The organism is Mycoplasma wenyonii (assembly GCF_003265155.1).
Lineage (GTDB): Bacteria > Bacillota_I > Bacilli_A > Mycoplasmatales > Mycoplasmoidaceae > Eperythrozoon_A > Eperythrozoon_A wenyonii_C.
Map to the genome: position 1 here is coordinate 1 of NZ_QKVO01000004.1, position 14,880 is coordinate 14,880.

The following is a 14,880-nucleotide window of genomic DNA, read 5'->3' on the forward strand; positions in this document are numbered from 1 at the left end:
CTTCCCCTTCCGCACTTGCAGAGCATGGCCTTTCCACCGCTTCTTCCGGCACATCAACTGGCTTAATAGAAAGAACAGTTATTTCCTCTAGTACAGATTCTCACGCCACTTCTGTCAGCGACTCTTCTCCACAAACTTCTACCACCCCTCTTACTGTTCCTGAGGCCCCTGAAACTATGACTTTATCGAACCCAACCGAAATTCCTCCAGAAGTAAGTCATTTGCCCAATACTAGAGAAAAACATCTTGAAGAAACAATACAACAAGTTGAAAATGGAAATTGCAAAATCATTGATCCCCTGAAACATATTTTCCAATCAGAAGGCCAAGAAGAGGCAGATTATTACTCCTTCTTTTGTGAAAATATAGGGGAAGATCTTGATATTCCTAATAAATTCGAAGGAGCTTTTCCTAAGTTAATCTTTAAGAGTCGTGATTGAACTAAAGATAAAAAAATAGAGATGAAAGTGCAAACCGATATGGGTGACACGTTTTCTGCCTCAGATGAAGATGAAGGCGATTACCCTTATAAAATTTCACTCTTCAGTGAATCATTTATTGATAATTCTTTACTAGAGGGAAAGTGAAATTATCACGATTTTGAACATGAAGAAATAAGTAGATCGGGAGCAATAGTTAAATTCACCCACTCAGATACCAATAAAGATATTTATCTTTTATTGGATTTATAGACTAAGGAAGTTAAATAGTTAGTTCAAACTTATAAATAAAGAGAGACTTTATTAGTAATTATTAAGAGACAATTACATACAGTAAGTTTGGCTTATTAGCCACTTTAGTTAGTGTCCCTTTTCTTTCTTTTCTCCAACAAGCTAAAGCTACCAATTGAACAAAACCTCATCTAGATGGTCTTTATACCAGAGCCTTGCTTTTTGTTAAGGGACTAGAAGGCAAACCTCAATTAGTTCAAAGAAGTTCTAGCAGCAGTTCAGAATTTCCAAACAAGAATTATGAAATTCAACAAGTTTCTCAACAAGTTAGTGCAAGCCAAGCACAAACTGAAAGACCCGCTTTAATAGCCGAGTTCCCGCTAGCTAGATTAGGCCAAAAGAATTACTACAAGTATTGCATTCCTTCTGACTCACCACTTCTAAAAACTAGTACACAGACAACAACTTCTTCTGATACAACAAACTGTAAGTTAGATTGATTTGGCTCTAATTCAACCCATGAGAAAACCAAAAAAGAAGAAATATCCTTCTTACTAGAAACAATGGTGAAATTCATCGAAACTCAACATGTCGCAAATGTATTGATGTTCTATGATAAAAACACTAATTTTCTCAATAATGGAACAACTGGGGGGGGCTCTTCACAAGTATTTAGTTCCATCCAACAGGCTTGCAAAGTGAAAAACAAAAACTCTAAAGAACTCATAACAGAGCTTTTCTTTGCCCCCAAAGAGTGTCTTTTATCTCCTTCTTCAGCCAGAGTTACCTTGGAATTATTATCTTTCCCCTCTTTAACTCAAACCAACCAAACCCCAGAAATTCAAGTTACCAAGGAACAATTGACTCGCGCCAGAATATCAGGATTTCTTAGATATGGAGTATTTGAATATTCTGCGCAACCAAAGAAAATTCCATCGTCACAGAATGGTGGAACCAAGCCACATAAAACTGCAAATTTAAAAGTTAACTGACCTCTGAGTTTTTATTTATGAAAAGAAAACGAAACCTATTGTTTCTTAGACCCTATTTGAAGACAAGTTAAAGCTAGAGAATTAAAGTTTGAAGAGCTTAAAAATAGATGTGTTTAACTTTTATTTAGTAGTCTCGCCAGTAAATAAAGAAAATGTCTTTTACTTCATTAGTTTTTGCAGATTCAACTAATATAGGTTGAGGTGTTGGATTGGTCTGTGTTTTTATTTTCGGAATTCTTTTGGGTCATAAGTTAACAGCAAAGTGATTTTCTAGAAAGGTAAGTAAGCAAAATTTAATTTCTGCATCTCAAGTTAGAGAGATGTATAGACAAATAGGAAGAACTCCCACCGAGAGACAAATCAGACAAATGCTAGCTGCAGTGAATAATAAACAGGAATAAATAACTATTTACTTTTATAGTTTCTTTCTAGTAAATAGGATTTAAGAGTGGGTTACCACTCACTTTTACTCCCTCCCCCAAATCTCACTGGGGCTTTACACCTCGGACATCTCTGAAATATTATTCTGCAAGATTTCAGATTTAAGTGAGAAGAGATTAGAAAACATTACAACTATTGAGCAGTTGGAGTTGATCATGCAGGACTCTCTTTTCAATCTAAGTTCGATTCTCTTTATAGTCAAAAATTTTCCAAAGACAATAAAGAGGAATACCTACAAGAGATGCATAAATATGCTGAAGAACTAAAGCAACACATACTTTCTCAATTCTCTTTAATAACTTCTTCTATTTCAATTGAATCTGCAAGATATACCCTAGAAGATTCAATCCAGAAAAAAGTAGCAGATCACTTTCACACCCTTTTCTCTCAAGGACTAATTTACAAGAAAAAAAAACTAGTTAATTGAGATATCAAGTTACAAGAAGTACTAGCTGATTGTGAAGTTCACTACAAAGAAGCTAATTCCAAGCTTTATTACCTTAAATATCCTCTAGAAGATGAACCAAATAAATATATAGTTGTTGCTACTTCTAGACCAGAAACTATCTTTGGAGATGTAGCTGTATTTGTTAATCCTGAAGATACAAGATATACAGCCTATCACAAAAAAAGAGTATTAATTGCTGGACTTAATAGATCAATTCCTGTTCTACCAGATCCTTTAGTAGATAAAGAATTTGGAACAGGTGCTGTTAAATGTACTCCCGCACATGACCAATTAGACTGAGAGCTCTCTGAAAAACACAATCTAGAGAAATTAGAAGTCATTGATAAACAAGGCAGATTAACTGAGTTAGCTTTACAGTTCAACTCCTTAGATAGATTAGTGGCAAGAGAAAAAGTTGTTTCCTGACTAGATTCTCTAGGACTAGTAGAAAAGATAGAAGATTATCAAACTTCTCTTTTGTTCTCAGAAAAAAGTAATAGCATAGTGGAAAAGATACTCACTGAACAATGATTTCTTTCCTGTTCCAGAATGTCTAAACAAACTATTCAAGTCATCCAAGAAAAGAGATTCAATTTCAATGTTTACCCATTAGAGCAACTAGAAAGACTTTTAAGTTATCTAGAGAATATGGAAGATTGATGTCTCTCTAGACAAATACTATGAGGAATAACAATTCTAATAGTGTATGACCTTGAATACAAGAGATATAGAGTTAACCAAAGAGCCAAGCAGGCATCTGAAATAGAGGAAAAGATAGTCTTAGACACTTGATTTTCTTCTTCTCTTTGACCCACTCTTGTATTTGAAGGAAAGCCTAGAGAAAAAAGCACCTTCTTCCCTCTAACTACCTTAATTTCAGGAAAGGATATTCTTCTTCCTTGAATCTCTAGAATGCTCTTTCTTTCTCTTCATTTATTTGGAAAACTTCCCTTTAAAAATGTATTTCTACATGGTCTTTTAAGAAATAAACAAGGAGAAAAGATGTCTAAGTCACTTGGAAATGGAATACTCCCAGAAGAGTTGTATAAGAAATATAGCCCAGATGTAATTAGATTGGCCTTTCTCTCAAATACTAACTATGACAGAGACCTAAAGTTCTCAGATCAAATCTTTCACAAATCCAACTTATTTGTACATAAGCTAGAACATATCTTTAAGTTCATCTCTCAACAATTAGAAGATCATCCTTTAATAACAGAACTAACTGATCCAGTAACTTATCAGTTTGAGAGATTAAGTTGAGGAGAGAGATGAATACTTAGAGAGATTTGCTCTTTAGGAGACAAAATAGAAAGCCTTTACAGTGAGTTTGACTATTTCAATCTCTCTAAGGAAATAATTTCTTTTTTCACTGAAAAGTTTTCTAATAAGTTCCTAGAGTTCTTGAAGTTATCGGTACCACTTACAGATAACAGCATTAAGTTTGTAGCCTATATCTGTAAGCTATCCTGTAGAATACTTTATCCTTTTGTACCAGAATTCACTAAAGAGATACATCAGAAGATATTTAAAGAAGAATTAAGAGCTTATTATCCTAAAAAGTTCTATCCAGAGAAGATAACTATTAATGCCTTCAAATATGATTGATTCTTCCAATATGTCAAAGAAATAAGACAACTATATCTGGCTTTAGAACTAGATAACAACACAAAAGCCCAATTAAAGATCTACTCTATTGACAAAGACTTAAATGAGTTCCAATTAGGCATAAAAGATTTAGTTCCTTATCTAAAAAAACTAAATCATTCAATTTCCTCTTTTGTCAACTTAGAAACTAAGCAATTAACTAATCTCCCAACTCTCAAGTTTGGAAAGTTGTATTTCGAGCTTTTATTCGAGAACCTACCAGTTGAAAAATACAAACAATATCTAGATAAGAAATTAAGTACCTTTGAGTTTGAGCTTTCCCGATCAAAAACAATACTTTCCAGAAAGAGTTTCTTAGAGAATGCCCCAGAAGAATTAAGAAAAGCCGAGAATAAGAAATACAGAGACTATTTAGCTCAATACAAGTTCTATTCTGAGCTTAGAGCGCAGTTCTAAAGACAAATAGTTATGACTAATAGTTCTTTCAGACTTATTAAGGTAATAAGCTGAAAAAGACATTTAAGTTATCTGAAGCTGAAATACTTTTCAGCTCTTTAGTACTCGCCTGATCAACTATATGTGTACCACTATTCCCCCATAGTCTTTTATTTCTCTTCTTTTTCTTTGTTTATTGTTTTGTCTTTAAGCTCAACTACTTAAAGCTTTTTGTACTTTCTTCCCTTATCTGAGCTTTCTATTTTGGTTGAAAACTACTTAGTGACTTTTCTGTTAGAAGCCTTAAGTTAGCGGAACCAATACACAAATTTACCTATTGATTAAGAGATAAAGTAACTACCTTTATAGAACACAGATATGAAGGGGAATGTGGAAAGTTCATCTCCTATCTTCTCTTTAATAAGAAAGATTCAAGCTTAAAACCTATTATCAATGATTTCAGAATGCTCTCACTTTCTCACATACTAGTAGTTAGTGGTATGCATCTAAATATTGTTGACAATGGAGTAAATAAGTTAATTAGAAAGATACCTTTTAAGTGACTCAGGAACTTAATTAACTTAACTGCCTTATCTAGTTATGCTTGAGCGACTGGATTCTCTACACCCGCTACTAGAGTATTTAGTGAAAAAGTAATACTAGCTTTTAAGAAAAAGAACATTAATAACTCTATTGCAAATTGAGCCCAATCAGTTTGACTCTCTTTCTTCTTTTTCCCTAACTCTATCTATACTTATTCCTTTTTACTTTCTTATCTATATTCTTTGTCATTCAGAATAATAGATAAGTTAGAGTTAACCAAGTTAAAAAAACACTTAGTTAAGTTAGGATTTGCTTCTTTTTTAGGTTTCGCATTTTTCTCTTATTCAACTGGACAGATCTTTCCTCTATCAGGAATAAATCAATTATTTCTTTCTCCAATAGTTGTTTCAGTGTTTATCTATTATCTAGTAAGTTGACCCTTTAAGTTTTTGGTCCCTGTTGGCACCAAAATATATGGTTGGATGAAAGTGCTTGTGTCTAATCTAGAGATAAATAAGTCTTTTATTGATAGAGGGGTTGGATCTTATCTAGAACCCTTTTATCTTACTTTTGGACTCTCTTTAGTTTGCTTATTGGCCTCTAAATACTATTTAGCTAAGAGAGAAAGAACTAAAAATTAGGAGATGCTCTGAATCTATCTTTCTAAGAATTTGTTTGCCTTAGAGATCAAGCAAGAAGACTTTTTCTTTAAGTTCAATAGCGAGAAGATATTGCACTTAAAGAGAGTTGATTTCGAGACTGTCAAGAATCAATTAACCCAAGTTAGTTTATTTGAAGAACATTCTCACTTTATATTTGAGGAATACACAGGCTCTTTTACAGAACTTTCTAGTCTCTTTGAAAAGATTTCTATTTCCGCTAATGTATTGATAACTAAGTCTCTTGAGAGCAAAATATACTTACCTCCCAAATTAATTAGTCAGCTAGCAGATAAAGATTATTGGCAGTTTGAGCCTAGTATTATGTCCAAAGAAAGATATCTAACTAGATTACTAGAGAGATATAAATTAAAGAAAATATCTTCTAATCTTTTAGAGGTGATTAAGAAAGAGGCTATGGGCTCTCACATACAACTTAAAGGAGTTTTGACCCAACTTAAGTTAGTTGTTAAGTCCAAGGGAGAGCTCACTGAAGATTTAATTAGAAACTTAATTGAGGCAAATGATGTAGTGCCACAATTAAAAAACAAATATTTATTCTTAGAGTGGTATATTGGAGGAAGAATAAAAGATTGAGTTTTATTTCTTAGAACTGTGTTATTTAAGAAGAATAGTTCAGGAGATACTTTACTTGAATTTTTGAAGTATTTAGCCTACTCTCTAAACTATCATTTTTGGAATGAAAGAAATGATTTAGAAGTTCAGAAATTTATAAGAGAATTTAGCTTTAATTTCCTTGTTTTTATTGAGACAGAAATATTTAAAATCAAGTCCAATTTAACCTCTGGGGTTCTTTTCTTCTTTTGAAAACACAGACCTTTAAATAAACTTCAACTAGCTATCTAAGCTGAAAGATTTAGTGAGTAATTTCACTTTAGAAAAAGAGATATCTCCAGAGATTAGTGCCTATAGTAAGTTATTTGAGTTAGCTAAAGACTACTTAACTAAGTTATCTTATTATGAGAATTTCATAAATGATGTAGCTTCTCAGGAGCCTGAAAGCTTAGAGTTTCTTTCTAGCTCTTTTAGCCTCTTAAGAGAATTAGGCAGTTTATCTGGTAATTCATCAGGAATTGAATCACTTGTTTCTAGCTTTAAATCCAAGATCACTAAGGGAGAAAAAGACTTTAGTCCTAAACAACTAGATAAATTATTTTTTTCACCATACAAGGGAGAAAGAGAGTGGATAGATGAACTAAGTTACATACACATTTGAACTCTTAACAGCTATCAGTTAAATCTAAAGACTTGCAGTATTAATGACATTAAATCAAGTCTTAATTCTCCAGAGCTAGAACTTGAATTAAGAGAAGTTAAGGAACAAACACAACAAGCGGAGCAACAATTTAAGAAGAAAAAAACTTCAGATTTTTCTAAGAATGGTTTTGCAGTTTATAGAAATATATTCAGTTCTAAGTTCAGCTTTGGAGATAAAGATAATGGGGAGTATGATGATGGCTTTGAGCGAATTGTTTCAAGAACACAAGCAATTGAAAGGTTAGAGAGAGATATTAGAGGGGGAAAGATATATATCTACAACACAAAACCAATAAGAAATCTAAAGCTAAAGAAGTTACTTTCTTATCTTTTTCTTGCTGGATTAGTTGTTAGTTGTATTACCTTCTTAAAGGCTTTCATTAGTTGTGTATCTAATAATTGTCAAGAGAATCAAGCAATATTGTTCTCTATTATGAGCTTTATTTTTTTCTTGCTGGCTAGAAATGAAAACAATAAGTTTTTAGACAATGAAAACTTCAGATATTCCTTTAGTAGAAAGATCTTCTATTATTACTTCTTCTTATCTTCATTCTTTATATTTAATAAGGCTGATTATCAAGCTTTATTTGGTACAAGTTCAGATAGTTTTCATAAAGCAATACTGGGGGTTCTAGTGTTTTTGGTAATAACCTCTATCAGCTGCTTTACTGTAGCTTATTTCTTTTTGAATCCTAAAAAGAATAAAGCTTTAATTAAGGGACTACTTGACAAGTACTCTAACTCACCAAATCTATACAACTAGTCTGGTTAAAGAGTCTGATTAGGGATTAGACTTAGTTAAGCAACAATGTTAATTAGACTAGGAGCATATGGCGCTAAGAATTCTAAGAAGAGAAAATATAAACCTTTACTTTTCTTTAACTTAATACCCAATATTGTTTTTGGAATATTTATTGGTATATTCATAAATCTAATTCTGCTAGCTTGATTACTAATTGGATTATTTACTCAAGGAAGGGATTATCAGCTATTCTTTTATTCCTCTCTAGGGTTAATAACTTTCTTTATTTCCTATTTGATATATAGATACAAATACTTTCATATCCTAAAAGTACCTTCTTATAAGAGTTTCTTAATCTCTAGAAATAAATTGTTTTGATGAATATTTTGAACAGTTAATACTTGATTATTAAGCTGTTGAGCTGGAATGGTATGTATTGGTACCTTTGGAGGATTTGGTTGAAAACACTTTAATAATAAACAAATTTTGACTTTGACAGGTGAACCTGAATTAACTAGATTAACTGGAATTATTCTTTGAATTATTCATTGATTCTTGATAGGTACTCTATCTATAAGCTATAGAAAGTTTGTAGAGTTCTTTAATAGCTGTAGAGTTAAGTTGAGAAATAGAAGAGCACAATTAAAACAATTTAAGTTAAAGGCTGAAGAAGAAGTTAACTTTGAAACAATGAAAATCTAGAATGAGCTTTTTAGAAATAAATGAATAGTAAGTGGAGAGTGAAAGATGGTATAGAATACATTACTTCACTGCACAAATCCTTTTAAGTGTTTATGTCAGCGTTGCTATCATCTGGGACACAATGATTTACGTTTCAAAAAATGCTGTGGCTGGGAAATTAAATGCTACTATCACTGCCGCCACATCTGCTTTAATTCAATATTGTTTTCTGAGTTGCAAGTACAGAGTCTCTTGTAGATTATTTAGTCTCAAGTTATTAAAGGATAATTACACTTACTGATTAATTAAATGTTTGAATTACAGAGATAAAACAAAGAGCCTTAAAGGTTTCAAATTTAAGATATATCTCTTTCAATTACTTAGTATTTTTTCCTCAATCTTTGTATTTGCCCTAGGAAGTGTGTTGACTGCTAGTTGGAGTTATGATGGTCAAAAAGATTATTTCTTTAATAAGTGGTTTGGATTAGCAGGGGCTTTGATCTTTCCAGCAGTTAGATTATTTACCTCCTTAGTGTATATACCTAACAGAAGTTATAAATTATTCTTTAGGATTTAGAAAATGACTAGTTTAGGAGTGAATTCAATCTTTTTGAATAATATGTTGTTTTTTCAACAGACAAATGGAGATGATGCTAACAAAGTTAACAGTGTTATCTCTGGAGCTTTTATGGTTACTGTTTTGATTCTTTTCCTAGGACTCTATTACAAGATAACTCTGGAAAGAGCTAAAAATTATAAGAAACTTCCAAAGATTATTTTCTTGGTCTTCTTAATGATCAGATGGATAAAGAGAACTACTATAGAGATGTTGGGAAGAAGATATAGCTTTGCTATTCCTTTCTTTATATACATAGTCTTTTATTTTTGGGGAACTAGCTTGGTAGGTATGCTTGGATTTCAAGGAATAAGCACATTTGCCTATATTCCTATGTCTATTGCTGGAGTAGTTTTTGTGGGAACTGTGTTTTCTGGACTTGCAGCTAAAGGTTGAGGTTTTTGTAAAGACTATTATGTTTGATTCCGATTAGGAAAAAAGAAGATACTTCCAATACCAGATGTATTGAAGATGTTGGGTGAAGCCGGAAAAGTTATTTCTCTTGGTCTTAGATTGTGAGGAAACTATTTTGCTGGAGCTATAGTCTTGTTTATGGTGAAACATTTTTTGAGTAGCTCCATAGGTACATCTTGACAAAGCAATATCACTACACAATCTTTCTTGTTTCCATTGCATCTTTATTTTGATGTTGTAGATGGAGCTCTTCACTCTATGATCTTTCTAATATTGACTCTTTCTTACTGAAGCATGGCTAAGCAAGTAGAAAGCAAGTAAGATGTCTGACTTTTCTAGCAAAATAAGTGAAATGGTCAAATTATTTCTTCAAGCACAACCAAGCGTCATTGCCGCTCATGCAGTCTCCTCCATTTCAGTCATTATCTTTATTGTCTATTTCTTCTGAAAGCCTACAAATAAGTTCATAAATCAACAAAAGGAAAAGCTAGACAAGGTTCATAGTGCTTTATCGCAAGCAACTAAAGAAACCAAACAAGCTTTAACTAGTTTGCAAAAGGAACAAGAAGAGTTTCTCTTAGAGAAAAAGAAGTTTTTAAGAGAAAGAAAGGAGAAAGAGAAATTAATACTAAAACAAAGAATGGAAGAAGCGGAAAAGATGAAGCAAGAAATTATTGCTGAAGCTCAAAAGAGAGTTCAATTAATGGAGGAGGAGGCCAAAAGAACAGTAAATCAGAAGATTATTACTCTTTCAGTTGATTTGGCTGAGAAATTAATTAGAGGAGCAATAAATCAAAAGACTCAGTCAAAGATTATTGATGGTTATCTGGATGAATTAGATACAGTGTTTAAAGGAGCTCGCCCAGAAGCGGAAGATCTAGCTCAAGCAATTAAGAAGAGTTAGGCTATATGAGCTTTAATGATTCAGAGAAAGATAGGGCAAAGGTAGTTAGATTTGTAGCCGCTTTAATCTCTTGTTATGACAAAAAAACAGACTTTTTAAGACTATTGGATGAATCTAGCTCTTTACTTTCCTTTTTTAGGTCTTATGCAGAGTTTGGCACTTTCCTCTCTTCTCCTTTGTTCCCTCAAGAGCAAAAGGAGAAATTCTTAAAAGAGTTAATTAGATTATTTGCTTTTAAGCAAAGTTACTTATCTTCAACCCTATTACTATTAGTTCAGTTTCACTTAATTAAATATCTCTCTACTTTTCTTGAGAGCTTAATTTTTAAATTAGAGATTCAATTAAATCAAAAGAGTGTCAAGGTCTTTAGTACTCAAAAATTAACTAAGACCAAGCAAAATAAGTTGGAAAAGGGCTTGAAACAGAAATTTGGAAAAGAGATCTCAATTGAGTATTTAATTTCTAGTGAGATGATTGCAGGAATAAAGGTAGAATACGATGATACTATACTTGAATGTTCTTTGTCTAAGAAACTAGCTGATATTAAAGAGAAGCTATCAGCATTGGCTTAAAGATGTCTTCACCTAGACTAGAAGAATTTGCAGAGTCGCTCAAGAGATTAATTCAAGATAAGGAGTTAACCCTTAGAGAAGAAGGAACAGGAAAAGTTCTCTCCAACCAAGATGGAATACTTTCTATCTCAGGACTTTCCAACTGTACTCTTTATGAGGTAGTTCTAATTGGTCCAGATAAGATTCAGGCTTTAGTTCTAACTCTTAGAGAAAGTAGTATTGGGGCAGTAGTTTTAGGTAGATATGACAAAGTTTCTGAGGGAATGAATGCAGTAAGAACTGAAAAGACTTTTTCTGCCCCCAACGGAGATCAATTACTAGGAAGAATAATAGACGTATTTGGAAATGCAATAGATGGTTTGGGAGAGATCAAGAATGAGAAGTGATCTCAGGTGGAGGCCCCAGCACCAGAAGTAATGGAAAGGAGTTCTGTATGTGAACCTCTTTATACAGGAATCTTGGCTATTGATGCCATGATTCCTATTGGTAAAGGCCAAAGAGAGCTAATTATTGGGGACAGACACACAGGAAAAACTACTCTTGCACTGGAAGCCATTGTTAACCAAAAAGGAAGAAATGTTAATTGTGTTTATGTCTCTGTAGGTCAAAAGAACTCTACTTTATTCCAACTATCTAAGGAACTAGAGAAAATCGGTTCCTTGAGTTATACCTGTTTTGTTGTAGCTAGCGCCTCAGACTCACCAGCCTTGCAATTCCTATCTCCCTTTGTTGGAGTTACTATTGCAGAACATTGAATGTGAGAGGGTAAGGATGTGTTAATTATCTATGATGACTTAACACAACACGCAATTGCTTATAGAACACTTTCACTTCTTTTGAACTTCCCTCCAGGTAGAGAGGCTTTTCCTGGAGATATTTTCTATCTTCACAGCCGATTGTTGGAAAGAGCGGGAAAGCTTTCAAAAGAAAATGGAGGAGGTTCAATTACAGCCTTACCAATTATTCAAACTCAATCAGATGACATTGCAGCCTATATTCCTAGCAATGTAATTTCTATTACTGACGGACAATTATTCTTGAAAACCAATCTCTTTAATTCAGGCCAGAGACCAGCAATTGACTTAACTAATTCAGTCTCTCGGGTTGGAGGATCTGCTCAAGAAACAGCTATTAAGAGTATGACTAGTTCCTTGAAACTCTTCGTTTCTCAATACTATGAATTAATTGAGTTCTCTAAATTTTCCTCAGACCTTAATGAAGAATCTAAGAGAATATTTGCAATAGGTGAAAGAATACTTCCTATCCTGAAACAAGCTCCTCTAAAGCCTTTAGGCCCTAAAGATGAGTTAATGCTACTTCACCTAATCTCAACTAAGTTAATACTTGAGATTGAGAAAAAAGAATGAGTCTCTGAAGTTTGTGAAAAAGTTTTGAATGCTTGAAGAGCACATGAGCTTTATGATAGCCTTTCACTGGCTGAAAAAGCTAGTGATAGTCTAAAGACAACTATGACTAGCTTGTTTGAGGATGAGTACAAGCAGTTCTTATTTACTCAAAGCTAGTTATCAAGAATTATTTATAGACTGTTAATTGCTTAATTAACTAATGTCAACAGCCACTCTTTTAATTGCCAAAAAGATTAAAGATATGCAATTCATATTGAAGGTAACAGAAGCCCTTAAATTAATCTCTTCAGCGAAGCTAAGAAACTATAAACAAATAGCTCAAAAGAGTCAAGACTACTGTAACTCTATTAAGTTTCTGTTTGAAAAGTTCTATTCGAGTTATGAACATGATTACCAACTAACTAACACTAAATTCTTTCTTGCTGAGCAGATTAACCCAAAATTAGTTCTCTTAGTAGTTATTGGAACTGATCTTGCACTTTGTGGTAGATTCAATAAACAACTAATAGATCACATAAGAAACAACTTTTCTTCTCATTTACACCTAGTAGTTTTTGGAAGAAAGCTAACAGCTTTACTTTCCAACACTCCACTTAAAGAAAAAATAATTAAGTCTTATGGTTCAGAACTTCCTGCTAAAGAATTTTCTAAACAAATAGAAGAGATCTCTGCCTTCCTCTTAAAGGAGTATGTGAATAGAGGATGTCAATATTTACAGATACTTCACAAATCCTTAAATAAACCCTTTAAGTTAAAGAAATTATTGCCTTTTACTGAAGATTACTTCGGCAGAGTCACCAGATCCATTAAATATGAGACACACGAATATAAGGTAAATACTTCTGATTGTGTTATAGAGATGTTTCCTACCTTTTTTGAGAGAACCTTACAACTCTCTTTAATTGAATCTAAGATTGCTGAACACAATCTAAGAAGAGATGTAATGAGTAATGCTGTAAAGGCCGCAGAGGAAAAACTACAAGAGTATCAAATACTTTATAGAAAGATGAAACAATCTTCCATTACTCAAGAAATCTCTGAAATTACTGCAGCTATTAAGTGTAAGAATTAAAGTATCTCTCCGACTTCAATCCCTAGATTAGAATTTTCATCTCTTTCTGTGTTACTGTAAAACTCTGATTTTTCTTTACCAGTAGAGACCAATACTTTTTCTCAAAGAGAGTTAATTTGCTTTTCTTCAACTAACTTATCAAATCAATTTTTTTTGAGCAATTGAAAAACTTGTCTAATGATCTTAGAAACTTCTTTTTTTAAGTTTGGAGTGTATCTCATTTTCTGAGAGTTGAATTGATAATTATCGTTGTAAAGTAGATTTATCTCTTTTTCATTATTGAGAGTTAAAGCTAGATCTAGTTCAATATACTTGAGAGCTTTTTCTTCTATTAGGGGAGGGGTTGCAATTTTTAATAGTAGGTTGTAATTATTGTCTGGAAGAAGAGTTAATAAAACATTAAATCAATGTTCTTTTCAAAAGAATCAGAAAGTTGGATATTTATTAGTTAAGGTTGAACATCTTTTTCTTTTTGGGAATCTACTTGTATCATATTGAGATTGCTCTAATTCTTTAATTTGTTGAGCTTTTAAGGGGGGAAGGAAGAAGACTCAAGAGTTTGTACTTTCGAATATACAATGATGACCTTCTATGGATTTATATAGCGAACCATCACATCTATAGGTGTGAATCATCAATAGTTCTGAAGAAGATGTCAAATAAAAATTAAGAAAGTTCCTTAAAAGACTTTAGTTCAGAAAAAGATTTAAAAGATTGCTTTAGATGTGAAACCATCTTGTCATTCCAAGCCAGAATCTTCAGAAACTTTCATGTCACATTCTTTCCTATCATTTTCGCTCACACAGTTTTCTAGAGTTAACTTGATCTTGTCAAAACCTTTTTCTCAAGTTCACGAATCCCCCTCTCCATCGTTATAAGTCCAGTTTTTAACTTTAAATACATTCTTATTGCAATTGAAAGTTGTGTCATCATAAGTGTCCCCCATCGCGCCAGTAAGTGTCCCTAGTCTAGTAGTTCCTGTTCCAAAAATTGTTAGACGATAAGTTGTTTCACCCCTCAATCTTTGTTCATTTAAGTTAATTTCTCTGTTTTGACTACGATCAAATCTCTTTAAATAGAGTTCTTTATTCCCTCCAGAAACATTCTTATAGGCTAAAGAAAGTCTTTGTTAAAGACAAATCCTTTAATCTCATCTCCCATGCCTTTACTTTAAGTAAAGAAAGAGTTGCAGGCACTCCACAACCAAAACAAATAATACTTCTAGACAAGAGCTTAGGCAAAAACATAATTCTTAGTTAATAAATTTACTGAGCCTAAAAGTTAATTTATATGGGGCGATTAATGGGATTCGAACCCATACATGCCTGGACCACAATCAGGTGTGTTGACCATTTCACCATAACCGCCAAATTCTATTAAGGAGAAGTAAAATTTAGAATAACTGTTGATTTCTCCTTATATCTATTCCAAAACCTC

The 14,880-nt window shown here is 32.8% G+C and carries 16 protein-coding genes and 1 tRNA gene; 14 read left to right on the top strand and 3 right to left on the bottom strand.

Annotation, left to right across the window (positions count from 1 at the left end):
- From DNK47_RS03460 to DNK47_RS01575, 14 genes are all read left to right on the top strand, one after another.
- On the top strand, positions 1-692 hold a 692-nt coding region (locus DNK47_RS03460; RefSeq protein WP_181454150.1), incomplete at its 5' end, for a hypothetical protein.
- A gap of 194 nt (positions 693-886) precedes the next feature.
- A complete protein-coding gene (locus DNK47_RS01515) occupies positions 887-1,780 on the top strand; it encodes a hypothetical protein (RefSeq protein WP_112665311.1) in 894 nt (297 codons plus the stop codon).
- A 35-nt stretch (positions 1,781-1,815) separates the two neighbouring features.
- Positions 1,816-2,064 (top strand): YneF family protein, encoded by a 249-nt coding sequence (locus tag DNK47_RS01520; RefSeq protein WP_112665313.1) that lies wholly within the window; start codon positions 1,816-1,818, stop codon positions 2,062-2,064.
- 47 nt (positions 2,065-2,111) lie between these two features.
- A complete protein-coding gene (valS, locus tag DNK47_RS01525; protein ID WP_112665315.1) occupies positions 2,112-4,616 on the top strand; it encodes a valine--tRNA ligase in 2,505 nt (834 codons plus the stop codon).
- A 443-nt stretch (positions 4,617-5,059) separates the two neighbouring features.
- Positions 5,060-5,779, top strand: a complete 720-nt coding sequence (locus DNK47_RS01530) for a ComEC/Rec2 family competence protein (RefSeq protein ID WP_112665317.1) — start codon at positions 5,060-5,062, stop codon at positions 5,777-5,779.
- A 3-nt stretch (positions 5,780-5,782) separates the two neighbouring features.
- Positions 5,783-6,664: a hypothetical protein gene (locus DNK47_RS01535; RefSeq protein WP_112665319.1), complete on the top strand. Its 882-nt coding sequence runs from the start codon at positions 5,783-5,785 to the stop codon at positions 6,662-6,664.
- A gap of 13 nt (positions 6,665-6,677) precedes the next feature.
- Complete coding sequence (locus tag DNK47_RS01540) at positions 6,678-7,838, top strand: hypothetical protein (protein WP_258393899.1); 1,161 nt, start codon at positions 6,678-6,680, stop codon at positions 7,836-7,838.
- Between the two features lie 45 nt (positions 7,839-7,883).
- A complete protein-coding gene (locus DNK47_RS01545; protein WP_112665321.1) occupies positions 7,884-8,519 on the top strand; it encodes a hypothetical protein in 636 nt (211 codons plus the stop codon).
- A gap of 121 nt (positions 8,520-8,640) precedes the next feature.
- Positions 8,641-9,075: a hypothetical protein gene (locus DNK47_RS01550; protein WP_146737510.1), complete on the top strand. Its 435-nt coding sequence runs from the start codon at positions 8,641-8,643 to the stop codon at positions 9,073-9,075.
- A gap of 3 nt (positions 9,076-9,078) precedes the next feature.
- On the top strand, positions 9,079-9,849 hold the full coding sequence (locus tag DNK47_RS01555; RefSeq protein ID WP_258393900.1) for a F0F1 ATP synthase subunit A: 771 nt from the start codon (positions 9,079-9,081) through the stop codon (positions 9,847-9,849).
- A gap of 1 nt (position 9,850) precedes the next feature.
- Complete coding sequence (locus tag DNK47_RS01560; RefSeq protein WP_112665325.1) at positions 9,851-10,432, top strand: F0F1 ATP synthase subunit B family protein; 582 nt, start codon at positions 9,851-9,853, stop codon at positions 10,430-10,432.
- A 5-nt stretch (positions 10,433-10,437) separates the two neighbouring features.
- On the top strand, positions 10,438-11,004 hold the full coding sequence (gene atpH, locus DNK47_RS01565) for an ATP synthase F1 subunit delta (protein WP_099197279.1): 567 nt from the start codon (positions 10,438-10,440) through the stop codon (positions 11,002-11,004).
- 2 nt (positions 11,005-11,006) lie between these two features.
- On the top strand, positions 11,007-12,527 hold the full coding sequence (gene atpA, locus DNK47_RS01570; protein ID WP_112665327.1) for a F0F1 ATP synthase subunit alpha: 1,521 nt from the start codon (positions 11,007-11,009) through the stop codon (positions 12,525-12,527).
- A 43-nt stretch (positions 12,528-12,570) separates the two neighbouring features.
- A complete protein-coding gene (locus DNK47_RS01575; RefSeq protein WP_110555181.1) occupies positions 12,571-13,443 on the top strand; it encodes a F0F1 ATP synthase subunit gamma in 873 nt (290 codons plus the stop codon).
- Here the strand turns inward: DNK47_RS01575 and DNK47_RS01580 are convergent.
- From DNK47_RS01580 to DNK47_RS01590, 3 genes are all read right to left on the bottom strand, one after another.
- On the bottom strand, positions 13,440-14,102 hold the full coding sequence (locus DNK47_RS01580) for a DUF402 domain-containing protein (RefSeq protein WP_258393901.1): 663 nt from the start codon (positions 14,100-14,102) through the stop codon (positions 13,440-13,442). The genes DNK47_RS01575 and DNK47_RS01580 overlap by 4 nt on opposite strands.
- 47 nt (positions 14,103-14,149) lie before the next feature.
- Positions 14,150-14,464, bottom strand: a complete 315-nt coding sequence (locus DNK47_RS01585) for a hypothetical protein (RefSeq protein ID WP_112665329.1) — start codon at positions 14,462-14,464, stop codon at positions 14,150-14,152.
- Positions 14,465-14,734: 270 nt separating this feature from the next.
- A tRNA-His gene (locus tag DNK47_RS01590) sits at positions 14,735-14,810 on the bottom strand.
- Between the last annotated feature and the right edge of the window lie 70 nt (positions 14,811-14,880).